This window comes from Mycobacterium sp. MS1601 (assembly GCF_001984215.1).
In the GTDB taxonomy this organism is placed as follows: domain Bacteria; phylum Actinomycetota; class Actinomycetes; order Mycobacteriales; family Mycobacteriaceae; genus Mycobacterium.
The window spans coordinates 2540929-2559008 of record NZ_CP019420.1; the positions used below are offsets into that span (position 1 = coordinate 2540929).

General features: G+C 62.9%; 19 protein-coding genes. 6 read left to right on the top strand and 13 right to left on the bottom strand.

Annotation, left to right across the window (positions count from 1 at the left end):
• Window positions 1-54: 54 nt before the first annotated feature.
• Together BVC93_RS12415 and BVC93_RS12420 are read right to left on the bottom strand one after the other, a co-directional pair.
• Window positions 55-1863 carry an NAD(P)-binding domain-containing protein gene (locus tag BVC93_RS12415; RefSeq protein WP_083737545.1) on the bottom strand — a complete coding sequence of 603 codons (1809 nt, stop codon included), beginning with the start codon at window positions 1861-1863 and terminating at the stop codon, window positions 55-57.
• Between the two features lie 52 nt (window positions 1864-1915).
• The gene (locus BVC93_RS12420) at window positions 1916-3406 is read right to left on the bottom strand and encodes an aldehyde dehydrogenase (RefSeq protein WP_083737547.1); all 1491 of its coding nucleotides are present in this window, start codon (window positions 3404-3406) and stop codon (window positions 1916-1918) included.
• A gap of 329 nt (window positions 3407-3735) precedes the next feature.
• On the opposite strand from BVC93_RS12420, the gene BVC93_RS12425 reads away from it, so the two are divergent.
• Window positions 3736-4422 carry an IclR family transcriptional regulator gene (locus BVC93_RS12425; protein ID WP_236950340.1) on the top strand — a complete coding sequence of 229 codons (687 nt, stop codon included), beginning with the start codon at window positions 3736-3738 and terminating at the stop codon, window positions 4420-4422.
• Window positions 4423-4427: 5 nt separating this feature from the next.
• Here BVC93_RS12425 and BVC93_RS12430 read toward each other — a convergent pair whose 3' ends face one another.
• The 3 genes from BVC93_RS12430 to BVC93_RS12440 all read right to left on the bottom strand — a co-directional run bounded on the left by BVC93_RS12430 (window position 4428) and on the right by BVC93_RS12440 (window position 7690).
• Complete coding sequence (locus BVC93_RS12430) at window positions 4428-5330, bottom strand: phosphotriesterase family protein (protein WP_083740995.1); 903 nt, start codon at window positions 5328-5330, stop codon at window positions 4428-4430.
• Window positions 5331-5407: 77 nt separating this feature from the next.
• A complete protein-coding gene (locus BVC93_RS12435) occupies window positions 5408-6292 on the bottom strand; it encodes an LLM class F420-dependent oxidoreductase (protein WP_083737549.1) in 885 nt (294 codons plus the stop codon).
• Window positions 6293-6310: 18 nt separating this feature from the next.
• Window positions 6311-7690: an MFS transporter gene (locus BVC93_RS12440; RefSeq protein ID WP_083737551.1), complete on the bottom strand. Its 1380-nt coding sequence runs from the start codon at window positions 7688-7690 to the stop codon at window positions 6311-6313.
• A gap of 421 nt (window positions 7691-8111) precedes the next feature.
• Here BVC93_RS12440 and BVC93_RS12445 point away from each other — a divergent pair, with 421 nt between their 5' ends.
• From BVC93_RS12445 to BVC93_RS12460, 4 genes are read left to right on the top strand one after another with little or no spacing between them, the layout of a single operon-like run.
• Window positions 8112-8531, top strand: coding sequence for a nuclear transport factor 2 family protein (locus tag BVC93_RS12445; protein ID WP_083737553.1), 420 nt, complete (start codon window positions 8112-8114; stop codon window positions 8529-8531).
• A gap of 35 nt (window positions 8532-8566) precedes the next feature.
• Window positions 8567-9409, top strand: a complete 843-nt coding sequence (locus BVC93_RS12450) for a helix-turn-helix domain-containing protein (protein WP_083737555.1) — start codon at window positions 8567-8569, stop codon at window positions 9407-9409.
• 46 nt (window positions 9410-9455) lie between these two features.
• Window positions 9456-9911, top strand: a complete 456-nt coding sequence (locus tag BVC93_RS33970; protein ID WP_442929048.1) for a DsbA family protein — start codon at window positions 9456-9458, stop codon at window positions 9909-9911.
• 41 nt (window positions 9912-9952) lie between these two features.
• Window positions 9953-10150 (top strand): DUF3887 domain-containing protein, encoded by a 198-nt coding sequence (locus BVC93_RS12460; protein WP_236950435.1) that lies wholly within the window; start codon window positions 9953-9955, stop codon window positions 10148-10150.
• Between the two features lie 607 nt (window positions 10151-10757).
• Here the strand turns inward: BVC93_RS12460 and BVC93_RS12470 are convergent.
• Genes BVC93_RS12470 through BVC93_RS12490 form a run of 5 tightly spaced genes read right to left on the bottom strand, consistent with a single transcriptional unit; the run spans window position 10758 to window position 15615 of the window.
• On the bottom strand, window positions 10758-11804 hold the full coding sequence (locus tag BVC93_RS12470; RefSeq protein ID WP_083737563.1) for an alpha/beta hydrolase: 1047 nt from the start codon (window positions 11802-11804) through the stop codon (window positions 10758-10760).
• Window positions 11805-11862: 58 nt separating this feature from the next.
• Complete coding sequence (locus BVC93_RS12475; protein ID WP_083737565.1) at window positions 11863-12840, bottom strand: quinone oxidoreductase family protein; 978 nt, start codon at window positions 12838-12840, stop codon at window positions 11863-11865.
• On the bottom strand, window positions 12840-13754 hold the full coding sequence (locus BVC93_RS12480; protein WP_197687542.1) for a fumarylacetoacetate hydrolase family protein: 915 nt from the start codon (window positions 13752-13754) through the stop codon (window positions 12840-12842). The genes BVC93_RS12475 and BVC93_RS12480 overlap by 1 nt, the downstream gene beginning before the upstream one ends.
• Window positions 13755-13805: 51 nt before the next feature.
• Window positions 13806-14843, bottom strand: coding sequence for an SMP-30/gluconolactonase/LRE family protein (locus BVC93_RS12485; RefSeq protein ID WP_083737569.1), 1038 nt, complete (start codon window positions 14841-14843; stop codon window positions 13806-13808).
• The gene (locus BVC93_RS12490) at window positions 14836-15615 is read right to left on the bottom strand and encodes an SDR family NAD(P)-dependent oxidoreductase (RefSeq protein WP_083737571.1); all 780 of its coding nucleotides are present in this window, start codon (window positions 15613-15615) and stop codon (window positions 14836-14838) included. The genes BVC93_RS12485 and BVC93_RS12490 overlap by 8 nt, the downstream gene beginning before the upstream one ends.
• Window positions 15616-15721: 106 nt before the next feature.
• Between BVC93_RS12490 and BVC93_RS12495 the strand changes: the two genes are divergently transcribed.
• A complete protein-coding gene (locus BVC93_RS12495) occupies window positions 15722-16318 on the top strand; it encodes a TetR/AcrR family transcriptional regulator (RefSeq protein WP_083737573.1) in 597 nt (198 codons plus the stop codon).
• Window positions 16319-16591: 273 nt separating this feature from the next.
• Here BVC93_RS12495 and BVC93_RS12500 read toward each other — a convergent pair whose 3' ends face one another.
• The 3 genes from BVC93_RS12500 to BVC93_RS33070 all read right to left on the bottom strand — a co-directional run bounded on the left by BVC93_RS12500 (window position 16592) and on the right by BVC93_RS33070 (window position 17947).
• The gene (locus BVC93_RS12500; protein ID WP_083740996.1) at window positions 16592-17497 is read right to left on the bottom strand and encodes an SDR family oxidoreductase; all 906 of its coding nucleotides are present in this window, start codon (window positions 17495-17497) and stop codon (window positions 16592-16594) included.
• Between the two features lie 194 nt (window positions 17498-17691).
• A complete protein-coding gene (locus tag BVC93_RS34745) occupies window positions 17692-17841 on the bottom strand; it encodes a GNAT family N-acetyltransferase (protein ID WP_083740997.1) in 150 nt (49 codons plus the stop codon).
• Window positions 17795-17947 (bottom strand): hypothetical protein, encoded by a 153-nt coding sequence (locus tag BVC93_RS33070; RefSeq protein ID WP_157516885.1) that lies wholly within the window; start codon window positions 17945-17947, stop codon window positions 17795-17797. The genes BVC93_RS34745 and BVC93_RS33070 overlap by 47 nt, the downstream gene beginning before the upstream one ends.
• Window positions 17948-18080: the final 133 nt, after the last annotated feature.

Sequence of the window (18080 nt, forward strand, 5' to 3'; positions counted from 1 at the left end):
TCGCGGTGGGCACGGAGGGCGGGAGAGTGCAGGCGCCGAGTCGTCTCGGTATGCTCAGTTATCGGACTCGGTAAAGGCCCGCGGCTCCGGCGGCGGCGCCGGATCCAGCAGCCCGACCTCGCAGGCTTTGATCTGCAGCGCCAGGAATTTGGAGAAGATCCGGTTCTGCACCAGGCTGCCAGTGTGGAACCACAGGCCCTCCTGCGCGGTGCGTTTCCAGACGTTGCGAATCTCGCCGCGCTCGTCGTAGCCCCAGATAGGTCCGATGGCGTCGGCGATGTCCTCCCCGAGTCGTCGCCGAACCAGTTCTTGCTGGTTCTTGTACCCGGTGGCCAGCACCATGAGGTCAGCAGGGACGTGAGTTCCGTCCTTGAGTTGCAGACCAGCGCGGTCCACCGTGTCGATGTCGTCGTACTGCAGCAGCTTGATGCTGCCGTTGATCAGCAGCTCGGAGCACCCGACGTTGATGTAGTAGCCGCCACCACGTCGCATGTACTTCATCTGGAATCCGGTGCCGTCGGCGCCATTGTCGGTGCGGAAACCGATGGCGTTCAGACTGTCGGTGAGTTCCTGATCATCAGCGGCCATCTCCTGGGTGAGCGTCTTGTAGGTCTGCACCACCTCGGAATGCGTCATGGAGAGGAAGATCTGATCGAGGTCGTCGGTCGGAAGCGGCTCGGTGTACAGCGAATACACCTTCTGCGCGGTCGGTTCCACGGCGACGACCGTGGTGGAGCTGCGCTGGACCATCGTCACGTGCGCGCCATAGCTGTGTAGGTCCTGGGCGACGTCGTGGCCACTGTTTCCGGTCCCGAAGACCACAACATTGCGGTCCTTGTACTGCGGTCCGGCCGAATAGTGGGCGGTATGCAGCACCTCACCTTCGAAGGTCTCCATCCCCGGAATCCTCGGAATGTTCGGGATGCCGCTGATGCCGGTGGCAATCACCAAGTGGCGGGGATGCAGCACGCGTTCACCTAACTCATCACGACGCACCCGCGCATTCCATCGGCGAGCCTCGGTGTCGTACTCCGCACTCAGCAGCTCGGTGCCGGTCCAGAAGTTGAGTTCCATGCTGTCGGCGTAGAACTCGAACCAGTTCGCGAGTTTGTCTTTCGGAATGTAGGTCGGCCACGTATCCGGAAAGGGAAGGTAGGGCAGGTGATTGATCCACACCTGATTGTGCAGTGTCAGCGAGTGGTACCGCTTGCGCCAGTTATCGCCGATACGCTCCATCTTGTCGACGATCAAAGTGTCGACCCCGAGCTGTTTCAGGCGCGCCGCCACGGCGAGGCCGGCCTGCCCGCCACCGACAACGAGAACCGCAGGATCGCGGTCCTCGTACTTCGCGGACGCAATTCGCTGATCCAGCCAGTTGTCGCCGCCGAAGTTGCGGGAGTACTCCTTGCCGTGTGGACGGCGCACGCCACTGGTCTCCTCAAATCCGGTGAGCTCGACCAGCGACGTCATCACGGTGGTGGCGACGAACTGTCCGCGGGCGTTAGGGGAGATCCGCAGCACACCCTTTCCGCGTCCGACGCGGGTTGCGAAGTCGAAGAACGCTTCGATGGCATCCACACCGGCGCGCTGGACCCACCGCGGCGCGGGGGACTCCGACAGCACGAACTGAGATGGCTCCATCGTGTCGAGGGTGTCCTCGAACGCAAGACGAATCTGCCTGCGCCCGACGAACGTATGGAGATGCCATGTCAGACTGAGGATGTCGCGCCATGAGCCGTCGTCGGCGAACAGCCCAGCTGCCCGGGCTGCGTCGCGCTTGCCCGCGGCGTCTGCGAACGCGTTGAGCCACTCTCCGGCGGCGTCGCGCGTCGAGGTCTGAAGGTGTTCTTGCGTGAGGGTCATGAGCAGATGTCCTTTATCGCGTGGTGCGTGGGTGTTCAGAGACCGCACATGGTCAGGGCAGATACGCCGAGCTCGCGTAGATCGACTGGTACTCGAAGTACGCTTCAAGACCTTCTGGCCCGCGCTCGCGGCCGATCCCGCTGTTCTTCATCCCACCGAAGGGGGCGTTCGGGTCGACGGAATAGTAATTGACACCTACCGTTCCGCTTCGAATACGTTGCGCAACAGCCATTCCACGTTCTTCGTCGCATGTCCACACCGAGCCCGCCAACCCGTAGTCGCTGTCGTTGGCGATGGCGACTGCCTCGTCGTCACCGTCATAGGGGATGACGACGAGTACCGGGCCGAACACTTCTTCACGCGCGATCGGATCGGCATTGTCGACATCGGCGAACAACGTCGGCTCGACGAACCATCCCCGGGGTTCTCCCGCCGGCCGTCCGCCACCCACCACCAGACGTGCCGATGATTCCTTCGCCCGTCCGATGAAGCCCAACACCCGTTCGCGGTGTTGACCGCTGACCAGAGGCCCGCACGTCACCTCGGGGTCCAGGGGATTGCCGACCACCAGCCCACTGAGAAATTCGGCGACAGCGTCGACCACCTCCGCGTAGCGCGATCGGGGCGCCAGAATGCGGGTTTGCGAGGTGCACGTCTGACCGTTGTTGCGCAGGGTGGCGTTGCCTATGTTCGCTGAAAACAGCTCGATGTCAACGTCATCGAGCACAACCGCGGCGGACTTGCCGCCCAGTTCCAGAGTGCATCTGCGGATCAACTGACCGCACGTGGCGCCGATCGAGCGTCCGGTCGCAGTGGATCCGGTGAAGGCCACCTTGTCGACACCAGGATGTGCGACCAGCGACGCCGAGACTTCTCTGTCGGCGACGACGATGTTGAGGACGCCATCGGGCAGCCCCGCAGCCACCGCCGCTTCGCCGAACACGTACAGATCCAGTGCGGTTTCTGGAGCCGGCTTGAGCACGACGGTGCAGCCCGCGGCCAATGCGGGCGCCACTTTGTCCATGGCCAGAGACTGCGGGTAGTTCCACGGTGCGATAGCCGCGACCACACCGACGGGTTGCCGACGCACCAGTGTCGCTCCCTGCGCGCTGCGGCGCACCTCGTCAAAGGATTTCGTGCGAATCATGTTCGCGTAGTAGCGCATTGTGTTCACAGGCAAGGCGATGTTGGCCACCGACGACAAGCCCGACGGCATGCCGTTCTCCTGGCTCACCAAGCGGCTGGTGTCGGACCCGCGGGCTTCGAGGGCATCGGCGAAACGCTCGAGAACGTCGGCACGCTCGGCAGCTGTGGTACGGCCCCACGGTCCGCGGTCGAGTGCCGCGCGGGCCGCACGAACGGCGGCGTCGATGTCAGCTTCGTCGGCCAGTGCTGCGGTACCCAGTGTCTCCTCGGTAGCCGCCTCGAGGCTGCGCCACACCTGACCGCCGTGCGGTGGAACCCAACCACCATTGATGAAGAAGTGTCGGCGGTCGATGTGCTCGCTGGAGGCAATCGCAGGCGGACTTTTGGGAACAGTCATGTCGTCCTTAACGAGTTGGCGGGAGTTCTGAGCGGCCAGAAAAGCCGAACTCCGCGAAGCGATTGGTCGCTGGGGGCGATCCGCGCGCGGACCGCGGATGTGAGGTGCACCACGGAAACGCGTCTACTGAAATCTATCCCACACACAATGTGATGGTCAAGGTTTAGCGCTACTTGATGTTCTCACCAGGCAAATTGTCGCCTCTAGCGTTCTAGGGCGTTCGTATATACAAACATGCATTTCGTCGATACGATGTGGAACGGGTTCATACAGGAATGGAGAGTGAGATGGCGGATACTCCAGCCAGAGAACACCGCACAGCCAGTCGCGTGACGACGATCCTGGAAATCGTTGCGGCCAGCCCAGCCGGTGTGCGACTCAGTGAGCTCGCCGTGCAGCTGGATGCCCCCAAGCCATCGGTCTTCGGGCTGGCAAAAGGACTGGTGGCCACGGGTTACCTACTTGAAGATGAGGGCACCTACCGCCTGGGACCGGCTCTGGATACGCTCATCGCGCCCTCCCGTCCCGATCTCACCGAACTGACCCGCCCCGTGCTCCAGTCGCTGCGACATCAGTTCAACGAGACCGTCATGCTCGGCACACGAGTCGGTGCATCGTTGGTGTACGTGGCGACCGCCGAGTCGGACCAGCCGATCAAATACACCGCCCCATTGCGACACCGCAGGCCGCTGTACCCACCAAGCGCCGGCAAAGTGCTGCTCGCCTTCTGGTCGGAACATCGCCGAGACGCCTACCTACAGTCGCTTTTCACTGATGCCGACGCCCTGGCGAATGCCCGACACGATCTCGACACCGTTCGTCGAGACGGGGTGTCCTTCAACCGTGGCGAGACGCTTCCAGATGTCAGCGCCGTGGCACGGCCGCTGAGGGTAGGCGACCGGGTGGTCGCTGCAATTGCGGTAGCCGGACCGACATCTCGAGTCACGCCGCAGTTTGATGCTATCGCTGCGGCCCTGGTTGATGCCACCGCCGCCGCGCAGCGACGGATCAGCTGAGTCGTTCAGCTGCCGAGGATGGCGCAGGGGTTGTCCACGAGCATCTGGTGGATCTGCTTGTCCGTCACGCCCAGTTCGCCCAACGCCGGCAGTACGTGGTCGTGCAGGTGGGTGAAGTTCCAGTTGGGAAGCAGCTCAAGCTTTTTCACGTCATCGAAGTTGTGGGTGAAACACGACGCATCATGCGAGAGCACCATCTTCTCGGCGTAACCCTGCCGGCACAGTTCCGACACGGTGCGCACGCGTTCTTCGAACGGCAGCAACAGATCGAGGCCAAAGCGATCCATCCCGATGTAGGAGCCTGCATCCATCAGCGCTTTGAGGTAGTCGAGATCGGTACTGTCGCCGCAGTGGCCAATTACAACCCTGGACAGGTCGACGCCCTCTTCGAGGAATATTGCCTGCTGCTCGAGACCCCTGCGCGTCGCAGCATCTGTGTGTGTCGAGATCGGAACCCCGGTCTCCACATGCGCCGCAGCGACCGCCCGCAGGATCCGCTCGACACCCGGCGTCACACCGGGCTTGTCGGTGGCACACTTGAGAATGCCCGCCTTGATCGCGGTGCCCGCGATCCCCTCGGTGATGTCGCGTAGGAAGAACTCGGTCAACAGTTCCGGCCCGCCCATGAGACGACCGGGCCCCCTGAACTTGAAAAACATCGGAACGTCGTAGTAGGCGTAAAGACCTGTCGCCACAACGATATTGACGTCCACCAGCTCGGCCACCCGTGCCACGAGCGGAATGTACCTGCCGAGGCCGAGCACTGTCAGGTCGACGATGGTCTGAACACCCCGCGCGGCGGCATCATTGATCTTCTGCACCGCGCCGGCGATCTGCTGCTGCTCGTCCCAATCACCGGGATAGTTGCTGTCGATCTCACGATCCAGCACGAAGATGTGTTCGTGCATGAGTGTCTGACCGAGATCCGTCGCCGCAGCCGGACCACGGGCGGTCGACACATGCGCGGCTTGCTTGTGGGAAGCGCTCACGACGCCAACTCGACAATGTAACGCTCGCCGAAAACGTGGATGGCGCCGGCCAGATCGCCCCGGTCGAAGAGCGTGACCGGTACGCTCACCCGGTCGACGCCCACTTCCTGCAGCTCAGCGAGCACTTCAAAGTTTTGTAGCCTGGCGGGGTCTTTGGTCCACCGCGTGGTCACCTCCAACGCTGCCGGGTCTCGCCCAGCTGCCTCCGCTGCTTCCCGGGCTCGCTTGATCAGGAAAAGCAACCGATCCCGGTCCTCGTAACCGCCGGGAAAGAAGCCGTCCCCGATACGGCCGGCACGGGCCGCCGCGGCCTCGGTGAAGCCGCCGATGTGAATGGGTATCGATGCGTTGACCGGTGTCGGACTGCAGATGACCTCGGTGAAGTTGTTGTAGGTGCCCGTGAACGTGGCGGGTCGGCCGCTCCACAGGGCTCGCATGGCCGACACGTGTTCGGTGAGCCTTTTGCCCCGGGTCGTGAAATCCTGTTGCAGCGCGTCGAACTCCTCGCGCAGCCAGCCTGCGCCGACACCCAGGAGCAATCGGCCACCGGTCAGCCTGTCGAGGGTGGCGGTTTCCTTGGCCGTGACCATGGGGTGCCGCTGCGGGAGCACCAAGACCGCGGTGCCGAGCTTGATCCGGTTGGTGTGCGCACCTACCCAAGTCAGCCAGATCAGCGGGTCGGCCAGGGGATGATCGACGGGAAACGGGAATCGGCCGTCGGGGGTTTCAGGGTAGAGGGGCTCATACAGCGTGGGAATGACTGCGTGATCCACCGTCCAGATGGAATCGAAGCCAGCGTCCTCCGCCGCGCGAGCCAGCTCCAACGCCGACTCCGGGGAGGCAAAGCGACCTGTGTTTCCGTGTGTGAGAGCAAATTTCATCTTCTCGACTTTTCCTTCTTATGACCGTTGGTTGCTGGCAGAGCTGTCGTCGGCTCGGTCTGGGACGAGCCGCAACGCAGATTCCGCCACGGCTGGGCGTGTCTCGCCGAGGCGCCACACCGAGAAGAGCGTGATCAAGCTGGCGGCCGACATGTAGATCGCGATGCTGGTCGAGCTGAACCGCGATATCAACGCGGTCGCGATCACGGGTGCGAAAGCCCCGCCCAGGATCGAACCGATCTGCATGCCGAGTGAGAGTCCTGAGTAACGAATTTCGGTGGGAAAGATCTCGGAAAAGTATGCCGGTTGCACTCCGTAGACCAGGCTTTGGAAGACTCCCAACCCGATCAGCATGGCCAAGGAGATGAGCCAGAACGATCCCGTGTCCACCATGATCCAGAATGGGAACACCACCACCGCCAGGCCTGCTGCTCCCACCATCATGATCCGCTGGCGACCGAAGCGGTCGGAGATTGCGCCGGCCAAGGGCAAGAACACGATCTGACCGACCGAGCCGATCAAGACAGCACCGATGAGCGTGCCGTGGGGCAGGCCGAGGTGACGCGAATCCGTTCCGTAAGCGATCAGATAGGTGATGAAAATGTAGTAGGCAAGATTGATCCCCAGGTAGGTCCCCGAGGTGAGCGCGATCTCGCGTGGGTAGGTCGTCAACGCCGTCAGGATCGGTGAGCGCTGGCGTTGTACAGGGCCTCCATCTGCGTTGCTCGATTGCAGCTTCTGGAAAGCAGGGGTGTCTTCGAGCTTGAGGTGGATGTAGATGGCGAGCACCACCAGAGCGAGGCTGAACAGAAAGGGCACTCGCCATCCCCAGCTCAGCAGTGCCTCTCGCGACAGCACCGCCGTGACCGAGAGAAAGATGCCGTTGGCCAGCAGGACACCGACCGGTGCGCCGAGCGAGGCGAAGCTTCCGAAGAACCCGCGCCGATGCGGTGGCGCGGCTTCTACTGCCAGGAGAACGACGCCGCCCTGTTGGCCGCCGATCGCTATGCCCTGGGCAAAGCGGAATAGCACAAGCAGAATCGGTGCCGCTACGCCAATAGCCGCGAAGGACGGCAGCAGACCGATGGTGGTTGATGCGACTCCCATCAGCACCAGCGCAGTGACGAGCGTTTTCTTCCTGCCGACCACATCGCCGAAATGTCCGAAGATCACACCGCCGAGAGGTCGCGCCAAGAAGCCGATGCCGAACGTCGCAAACGACAGCAAGGCTGCAGTCACCGGACTCTGCTCAGGAAAGATCACGGCAGGAAACACCAGCGCAGCGGCGAGGCCGTAGATGAAAAAATCGTAGTATTCGATACCGGCTGCTATGCCCGCGACCGAGGCCACCCGGAAAACGTCTCTCTCTGATGCGCCGCCGTTGTCCGTGGAAGCCATGATGCCCTTCTTCGCGTGTGTCGGAACCGCACCCAACGGTGATTCATGCGCGTGTGCCGCGTCATGAACACCGAGTCGGATTGGTGCGGGACAGCGGGGACGTGTCGATCAACCCTCGCCGGCCGGACGACCGTCTTGAGTGATCTGCGCCACTCAGGCGGACTGCCAAGAATGTAATGGGCTTGGAATCTGCCGTCAAGGATGCAAAGACAAAGAGGCGCTGTAGTGCGTATTCATCTAGACGTAGCGCTGTCGTCGTTCCTATATATGAATGGCAATTCTCAATTGTGGTGAGATCGCAAACATGGACAGGGCAGGGGGTGTGCGACACCCAGGGGAAGTGCCACCTCCCCGCCGGGCCGGTGGGCTCACTACGTTCGATCTGGCGGGCGAACGATCTCCAGCCGAACGAGAGGAACCCATGGCGTATTCAGAGACAGAACAACGTAACCGGGCGGCCGTCGAAGAAGCCCTGAACAAAGCGGCGGACGATTTCACGATTTTCTTCACCGAACTCTTCACCGACGACACCGAATGGACTATCGCGGGCCACGGCCCGGTCGCGGGGGTTTACCACGGGCTCCGGGAACTCCACGACATCGCCGAGGCCGCCCTCTTCGACCGCCTGGCCGGGCCGCTGGCCGTCACGTCGCGGGGAATCTGGGCGGACGGGGCCGACGTGATCGCCAGAATCGACAGCACCGGGATGGCCAAGGACGGAAATCCCTATGCCAACAGCTATCTCTACATCCTCACCATGGAGAATCAGAAGGTGATCGCCGGCATCGAGTGGCTTGATCTGTTCGCGTACTACGACATCGTGGATCGAGTCACCGTCTGACACCGAACTGTCCTCAGCCGCTACGCTTGTCGCGTATGACGGCATCAACGGGGCGCCACGTGTCCGACCTCGGCACCTATCTGCGGGCGCGGCGCCACGCCGTCGATCCTGCACAGGTGGGCCTGCCCCGGGGTCGCAGGCAGGTGCAGGGATTGCGACGCGAAGAGGTTGCCACCCTGGCCGCCATCAGCAGCGACTACTACACGCGCCTGGAGCAGGGCCGGGAGACACATCCGTCCGCGCAGCTGTTGGACGCTCTGGCGCGGGTGCTGCATCTCAACACCGACGAACGTCTTCATCTGTTCCGTCTTGCCGGAGCGGACCCGACTGCCCGCGTGGGCCTGGGGGCCACGGACGTCTTGGAGTCCACGCGTGCGCTGCTGCGGCGCTGGGAATCGACTCCGGCGTTCATCTACAACGACGCGCAGGACATCCTTGCCGCCAATGACCTCGGACATGCTCTGCACTGCGGGTTCTCAGCGTCGGAGAATTTCGCGCGGATGATCTTTCTCGACGCCGAAGGTGCGACGTTCTTCGTCGACTGGGAACAGATTGCGCTGGCGACGGCAGCGTCGTTGCGCCACGCGTGGGGCAAGTGTCACTCCAGAGCTGCCGTACAGTTGGTTGTCGATGAGTTGCGCAGTGCCAGTGGCACATTCGAGGCAATGTGGACCATGCACCATGTCGTGGACAAGAGCCACCACACCAAGACACTGCAACACCCTGCTGTCGGCAGATTGACTCTCGACTACCACACTTTTGACCTACCGGCCGCCCGCGACCAGCACCTGTTGGTGTGTGACGCGACCGCGGGGTCGGCCTCGGACGCGGCGCTGCGACACCTCGCCAAGACGGTCTGGGCGGGGCGGCGTTGCTGATGGCGGCGTAGAGCAGGGAGTCTCGCCAAGCCTCTCGGACCAACAATTGGCTGCGCATGCGGCCTTCGAACACCAGGCCGGCGAGCAGACCACCACGATCCGCGCGGTGACCGGCAGCGTGATCACTTCACCGGGCAGCGCTGATCCCGAGGCCGTGGTGTCGATATCCGAGGACTTCCTTTGTCCCGCCTGCAGGACCTTTGAGATGGAGTTCGGCCAAACCATCAACGACCTCATCGACAGTGGCGCGGTAGCCGCTGAGTACACCGTGGTCGCGATTCTGGACCGTCCGACCGATCAGGACTACTCGTCGCGGGCCGGGGTGGCCATGTACTGCGTGGCCGATGAGGACACCACGTCCGACAAGCCGGCGTTTCGTCGCTTCCACGCCGCGTTGTATGCCCAGCAGCCCAGCGAGACGGGCACAACGTTTCCCACCAATGACCAACTCATCGAGATCGCGCGTCAAGCAGGCGCCGACGCCACGGTGCCGCAGGGCTGACCGAGGAGGGGCTCGCCGAGGCCTGGGCCTACCTCGCTGGGATAGCGGGATCCTATGAGAGCCATGGCGATACCGAGGCCGTGCGCGCCGACGACTTCACCATCACCAACACACCTTTGGCGTTCGAGGCCGGCGATTTCGTCGCACGCATCACCTTCCGCGACGATCGAACAATCGCCGGGCTTTACATTCTCAACCCCGAGACTGCCGCCGCCAGCCAAGCGTCACCGGGCGTGTAGTCACGCACAACACGCTCAGCTAACCGATACCGGCCGGCGGGATCGCATCCCGGAGCAGTGCCACATCCCTAGACCGGCGCAGGTAAATGAATCACAACGGCGGATGACTTCCGCCCGCCGGCATCAAAAGGTGAAGCCGCAGGAAGTTCCAGGCATAGAGATCCGCACATGGCTGCAATGCAACAACTTTCAGAGCTGCACGGTGCCCTGCGGAGGAGATGTCGTGACGTTGCATCACAGTGACGAATTGAGGCCTGGTGCGCGGGGATTCGTGAGCTATGGGGTTCGCGGGCCTGTGTTCACGTCAGTGATGGTGTGGACATGAAAGTGAGAATTCTCGGAGTGGACATCACGTGAGAACGCCGCAAACGGTGCAGGTCAGCAGCTCGGTCGTGGGCATAAAACTCGAGAAGCCACACTGGCTTTGCTGCTGTTGCGGCGACGACTGTGGCTTCCCGAGTGTTATGTCCAAATCCCAACTTAAAATGTCCAGACGAAGGTCGGGAAGGTCCCGATCATCGTCGCCGAGAACGGCATTACTACCGACGATGACGCCCAACGGATCGCGTTCACCCGCGAGGCGCTCGACACGATCAGATTCGCCGAGTTAGGTGACTTCGCGCGCCAGCCAGCCGGTGATCAGTGCGATCGTGTCATCCCATTTGGTGACCACGCAGTGCGTTTCGCCGTCGGCCATCACTACCAGGGTGTCGCGGCGTCCGGAGAAGACAAGACTGTCTTCGATCGGTACCAGTGCGTCGGCGGTGCCGTTGATGACGAGCATCTTGCAGTTGTCGTCTTTGTCGAGCAGTGGCCGCAGGGAGTGGGGTCCGACCTGGTGGGCCAGCTCCTGCGGTGTGGGTTCGCGATCGAAGCCGAAGAGATTTCCGATGATGCCGATGGCGCCTTCTGCCCAGGTCTTGCCTGGCGCGAAGGCTGCCTCGACGGGGCCCCCGCAGTTGACCGCGGCGTCCACAAGTCCGGACAGCCCCGAGTAGGCTGCGAAGTACCCGCCCATCGACAGTCCGAAGTGCACCACCCGTCCGTTGCCGAGTGACCGGCAGAAGCTGACCAGCCCATCGATGACCTCCCGACTCTCGGGGGTCATCGCGATCTCGGACTCGCCGGTACCGGGAATGTCGAAGGCCACGATACGGGCCTTGGTTCCCTGCGCGAATCCCATGAACATGTGGTGGATGTCGATCTTGTGGCCGTCCGCTCCGCCGCTGGCGAGAATGACCGGCGTATCGGCCGGCAGGTCCGGGGCCGAGAAGATGTGCACTGCAACAGGAGTAGTCGAACCCTGATAGGGGATGTCGAGCACACGGCGTTCGAAATCCACCGGGAACGAGGGTGCCGCAAGCACGTACTGGTGGATCTGGTGCTGTAGCGCGGTGCGTCGGGCATCGTCGGCGAGCACGGGGAATTTGGCGTATCCGTAGGCCAAAGCTGCCAGGGTCGGGTTTCCGTCGTCGGCATACCGCGCGCCCAGTTTCGACCATTCGGTGACCCAGCCACCGGGCCCGTCCGACCACATATCCGAAACCGACTCGCGCACCGACTCGACATCTGCGGCAGGCAACCCGAAATTCACCATCTGTGCGTACCGGGCGGGCCAGATGACCTCCGGTGACAGTGACCACTTGTACGTCATGTGCTGCTCTCTTCCTGTTGATAATCACATGGCCGTATGCGGCCAGAGACTTTGCTGCTCAGTTGATTTCGAGTGCGATCTTCCCGTAGGCGAGGCCGCTCTCCAGCCGCTCGTGGGCGGCGGCGGCCTCCGTCAGGGCGAAGGTCGAATCCATGGGGGGAGCGCCGAGTAGTCCCTCGGTGACGAGACGAAACAAGCTCCGAAAGTCGGTGGGACTGCCGATTGTCGTACCGAGTAACGAATACTGGCCGAAGAAGAAGGTTCGCGCAGCCAGCGTCGACTGTTCGGACTGCGAGGCGCCGAGCACCACCAGTCGTCCGCCGGGGCGAAGTGTCTGCAGCGACTGCGCCCACGTACCGATGCCGTCGAGCACCACGTCGTAGCCGTCGCGCGACGGGCTCATCTCCCGTGCCTGATCAATCCAGTCCTCGTCGGTGTAGCGCACCCCGTCGACTGCGCCGTGCGACTGCGCAGCCGCGATCTTTTCTCGGCTGGAGGAGGTGACGAAGGGTAGCGCGCCGATCGCTTTCGCCAGCGCCGTGGCGCCGGGTCCGATGCCGCCGCCGGCGCCGAGAATCAGCACGGATTCGCCTGCCACCAGCTGAGCACGCGTCACCAGTGCCCGAAAGACGGTGCCGCCGACCAGGGCCAGGGCTGCTGCCTCCACCCACGAGAAGCCGGCGGGCCTAGGTGCAAGGCACTCGTCTGGTACCGACACATACTGGGCGTAGGTACCAGGGCGGGCGTCTCCTAGAAGCTCCCAGCCGGGTGCGGGTGCCGCCTCCCGCGAGCCCCAGAACAGCGCGGGCAGAACAACGACCTGCTCTCCGGCGAGAGTGGTACCGGCGCCATCGGCGCCGGGCACGTGCGGTAGCGGTGAGCCGTAGAGCCCACGGCGCACCAGAGTGTCGTGCCAGTTCAGTGCGGCGGCGTGGAGGCGCACGGTGGTCCAGCCCGGCCGGCTCTGGGGAAACGGCGCCGCTGCGGGACGCAGGACGTCTGCGGCACCGAAACTCTTGATCACGACGGCTTCCATCAGCGCCCGTCTGCTCGACCTGTGGTGCGGCTGAGGGGGATGAGCTCCTGCGCGGCAGTCACTGTCGCTGTGATGGAACCGAGTTCGGCAATCGTCAATTCGACGACATCGTTTTCGACCAGATACGGATACCGCTCGGCCCCGTGCACCCGCGACAGTTCGATGATGCACCCCGTCCCGACCGTCCCGGCCCCGATGACATCGCCTGGCACCAGGGTGGTTCCGCGGGAGGCATAGGCGATCAGATCCGCGAACGACCAATACAGCGACGACCAGTTACCACTGCTGTAGGGCACCCCGTTCACACTCGCGGTCATCGCCAGGTCGAACCCTCGCTCGGTCGCGTACGGCGCGAGTTCGTCCTTGGACACCAGATACGGTCCCAGGCTGGTAGCGGTGTCCTTGCCTTTCGCGGGTCCGATCTGGAAGCTCATCTCGGCTTCCTGGACATCACGGGCGCTCCAATCCGACAGGATGGTGTAACCGGCGATGTGGTCCTGCGCCTCGGCGGGGCTGATATTGCTTCCGGGACGACCGATCACCGCGGCGACCTCGAGCTCGTAGTCGAAAGCCGTGCTGCCGGGGGCCATTCGGACGTCTTCGGTGGGACCCTGGATGGCGGCAGGGTTGCTGAAGTAGAAGACCGGTTGCTGGTAGTACAGCGGGTGTGTCGGCACACCGAGCGCTGCCATCGACGTCACGTAGTGGTTCTCGAAGGCCATGAAGTCCCGCACCGACGGTGGGCGCGGGATCGGCGCCAACAGTTCAGCGTCGCCGAGTTCGGCCACGTGGAACGGCTCGCGTATCGCGCGTTGTGCGGCGGCGGCCTGACCGGCGTCGCCGTCGGCGATGACGTCGATGAGTGTTTCCGGCGGCGGGAGCGCGTACAGCGCTCCATCTCGGAGCAGACCCACCAGAGGTGTTGTGATGTTTGATGTCTGAAAAGTTGCCCAGCGCATGATCGTCTACCTGTCTGTCATCTCGGACCAGTGCACCAGTGGGAGCCCAGCAACGGGAGAGCGGAAGTGGGGAAGGCGCGTCTGCCGCAGGCTGCCGACGTAGACGTCTTCGAGGTCTCGACCGCCGAAAGTGATCGATGCGCACCACGTCGCCACCGGTCCGCCCATCGAGAGCAGCAGATCCATGTCGACAGTGCCCGCGCGGAAGCGGAGATCGAAGCTGTGTATCTCCTCCGGGGTCGAGTCCTCGAAGAGAATGCGGACGTCACGCTCGGGCGTGATCGCGAAGATCCCGTCGGTGAAAATATAGGTGCCCCAGAGGTTCCCGAATTGGTCGAACGCGATGCCGTCGATGAATCGTCCGTGGTCAGCGGGTCCGTAGATCTCGCGATCGGAGAGGGTACCGTCCTCGTGGACACGGAACCTCAGAATGTTGCGCCCACAGGTCTGGACGACGTAGATGTACTCCTCGGCTGCGTCGAGCTTGCATTCGTTGGCGAAGCGGAGGCCGTCCGCGACGACGCGCAGGCCCCCCTGGGTGTAGAGCAGGAGCTGTCCGTCTTCGACGTCAGGTGTCATCTGGCGGCGCCAGTCGTGCGCTTTGGTGGACACCGTGACCCACACGCGGTCGCGACTGTCCCGGCAGACGAAGTTAACCTTTCCGATCGGTAAGTCGTCGAGCGTCTCGGCGATGGGCGTGGTCCTGCCGTCGCGCGTCATGTGTTCCAGCCGATCGGTGCCGAAGTTGGAGATTAGGAAATTGCCGTCGCGATCGAAGGCGAGACCGTTGGGTAGTGTGCCGTCGACCAGCCGAGCTCCGGCATCTCGGTTCGCGGCATCGGCAGGCCCGGCGGGGGTTTGCGCGATCAGCTCTTGGGTGCCGTCCACCGCTATCCGCATGACACCTCCTCGGGCATCTGCCGACCACAGCGTGCCGTCGGGTTCGGCGAGCACGCACTCGGGCCGATGGAGATCGTCGCCGACGTAATCGAAGTCGGCCGGGGTTATCGAGAAGCCATCTAGGGGGTTGGGCAGACTAGCCAAAGTAGTACCCTCCGTTGATATCTAGATGCGTTCCGGTGACGTAGGCGGCCTGTTCCGACGCCAGCACGGTGACCATCGCGGCGACTTCCTCGCGTTGACCGAGCCGTCGCATCGCCGCTTGACCAGCCACCTTGTCGGTGCTGCTGGTGTCGTGATTGTTCAGCAGCATCGGGGATTCGATCATCCCCGGATTGACGCAGTTGATGGTGATTCCGGACGGGCCGGCGGTGAGTGCCATGGACCGTGCCATCCCACCGAGTGCAGCCTTGGATGCTGCGTAATCGGCGCCCGCCCCGAAGCCACCCATCTGTCCGGAAACCGAGCTGATCAGGATTACCCGACCCCAGTGCTTCTTCGCCATGATCGGAATCGCTGCCTGAGCAGCAAGAAAGGACCCGCGGAGGTTCACGTTCAAGGTGTGATTCCAGTCGTCCGGGGAGATCTCGCTGGCGGCCGATCCTGCCTCGGCGGTGAACACACCGCCACGCGCCGTGCCGAAAACCCCTCCGGCACAAACCAAAATGTCGATTCCGCCGAAGTGCTCCACGGTACGAGCCACCGCGCGGGCGGGTCCTTCCGGGTCGGCCAGGTCGGCGACCACGGACCTGAACCGACGGGGATCGCGGGCTTCCAGGCGTTCGAGGCCATCCTTGGAGATGTCGGTGCCGACCACCAAGCAACCCTCGACGGCGAGCGCCACAGCGCAGGCCTCGCCGATACCACTGGAGGCACCCGTGACAAGTGCGACGCGATCAGTGATGCCCAAGTCCATGCGGGCCTCCTCTACGATGATTATTAACGCAAGATGACTTGCGTTTGTAACCGTACAGAGGGTTCGAACGGCCCGCAAGCGGCAAAATGAACGGAGCTATCCTCGGGTGGTGGCGGAATCCAATGTTCGACGCCGGGTGAATGGCCGCTCAGCACGAGTGCGTCAGTCCGTAATCGAGTCCACGCTCGAGCTCATTCGGGAAGGCGGGATCGATCAGCTCACTGTCGCGCAGGTGGCGTCGCGGTCCGGTGTGCACGAAACGTCGATCTATCGCCGTTGGGGAAGTCGCGAAAAGCTCCTTGTCGAAGCCATTCTCGACCTGAGTGAATCAGATCTGCCGGTTCCCGACTCCGGCTCGTTCCGCGAGGATCTGACTATCCTGGCGACGGAGTTGTGTCGTTATCTGTCAACCCCTCTGGGGCTGGCAGTCGCGCAGTTGCTCTCGTGGCCTGTGAAAGATCCCGCGGTGGCAGAGATGCAAGGTGGGGTGTGGCGCGAACGTACCGCCGCGGCTGCCGTGGTTGTGAAACGGGCTATCGATCGCGGAGAAATACCTGAGAACACAGATCCCGGATTGGTGATCGAATTACTGGTAGCGCCGATTCATTGGCGGGCTTTGGTGTTGAAGGAGGAACTCGGACCGGACCTGGCTGTCACGCTGGCGAAGGTGGTCTTCGACGGAGTGCGGTGTAGTCGTCCTTGACGGGTGCACTGACGCGGGCGCTGGACAGCCCTTCAGCCAGCGACGAGCGCAGCGAAGCAGCCGCGCCACCGCGACGGTTGAGGAGGTGCAACTCGTCGAAGTACTGAGCCGATCTGGTGGGATGACGAGCCGTCTGATATTCGGAGAGTTTTTCTGCGACCCGAGGAACTCGACGCGACGACAGATCGTCAGGTGTTGGCACCATGGTCTACATGCTGCCGTCGCCGTCACCCGCGACCCGCCGACACTCGTTGCCATCACGCGAGCGGAGGTCTAGTTGTGAACGAAGTAGTGATCGCGATTGAGCTCTTCGAGTAGCCCGTTCCTGTGCGGTTGCCAGCCAGTGATCTCCCGTGTTCGAGCGCTCGAGACAGGGCCGTCCGTCGCCAGAAGTGTGCCAAGGAACCCAAAGTGGTTTTCTACCTCGTCGTCGACGACAGGACGAGTGGGCACGCCGAGCCGGCGACCGATCGCGTCCGCGATATCGCGGACGCGCACGCCTTCCTCGGCGACCGCATGCAGAATCGAGCCAGGAGGCGCCTTTTCGACTGCAAGGCGAAACAAGTTTGCGGCATCTTCGACGTGCACTGCTGACCAGCGTGCAGTTCCATCGCCCGGATACCCCGAGAATGCTTTCTCCCGAGCGATCCGAATCATGGTGGGCATGAACATCGCGTCTCCCACGCCATGGACGGTCGGGGCAAGCCGCACCACAGATGACCGGATGCCTCGGTGGGCGAGGTCGAGGATCGCGTCAGTGGGCGGTTGACGCTTGAGCCCCAAGGCGTTGGGGCGCGACGTTTCGGTTGCGGGCGAACCGTTCTCAGCCTGCAACCCAAGAGCGGCCCCGGCAATCGTCAACGCCCCTGCAGGGGGCAAACCTCGGGCGAGGGCATCGATGGCCGCCAAATCCGAAGCCACCGCGTGTCCAAAATTGCCTGCAAGTGCCACATCATGACGAAACGCAAGGTGCACAACAGCATCGACTTGTCCTGCAGCCCAGGACAATACACCGAGATCCTCGATCGACCCACTTACGGTTTGAGCGCCCAACTCCTCCAATGCTTCGGCGGCTTGACGCGAACGCGCAAGCCCGAGCACTTCATGCCCATTCCTGAGCAAGTCGGCTACAACGACCCGACCGATGAATCCAGAACCACCAGTAATGAGAACTCGCACGATACAACCCCGCTCCTCGTTCATAGGCTGCCATGACCGCTGTCCGAACCTGGCGTCTGGCAGACCCGCATTCATTCTGATTCCGCGATCTGCTGCGCGGGACGCGTCACCGTGAGGTCACGGTATCCGGACAGGCCAATTAACGCAAGCACACTTGCGATAAATTGCTGGCCGAGGCTGCTGGCGACGAGCGCTCAGCCCGCCCCTCGCAATAGAGCAATGCGCGCCGCTTCGGTGGCCAGTCCTTTCGACCAGAAGTCGGGGTGTAGAACGTAGCCGATCTCGCCTCGGCGGTGTTCAGTGCTGGTGATAGCTCCAGCGATTCGTGACGTCGGGTTGGGGATGCACCCCGAGCTGGTCGGCCGCGGGAACGGCGCCCATTTTGGTGCAGTTGTTCTCCGCTACCTGGAGGTTCACCGTCCAGGGCTCACGTTGCGTGCGGTGATTCAAAGCTGGAATGTACGCAGTGTGACGCTCCAGCACCGTCTGGGCTTCCAGACCATCGGGAAACTGGGTCCCCCAACCCCATGCAAGGCCCTCAGCGTGCCGAAAGACACAAGGGCTTCACCGCAGCGCAATGACT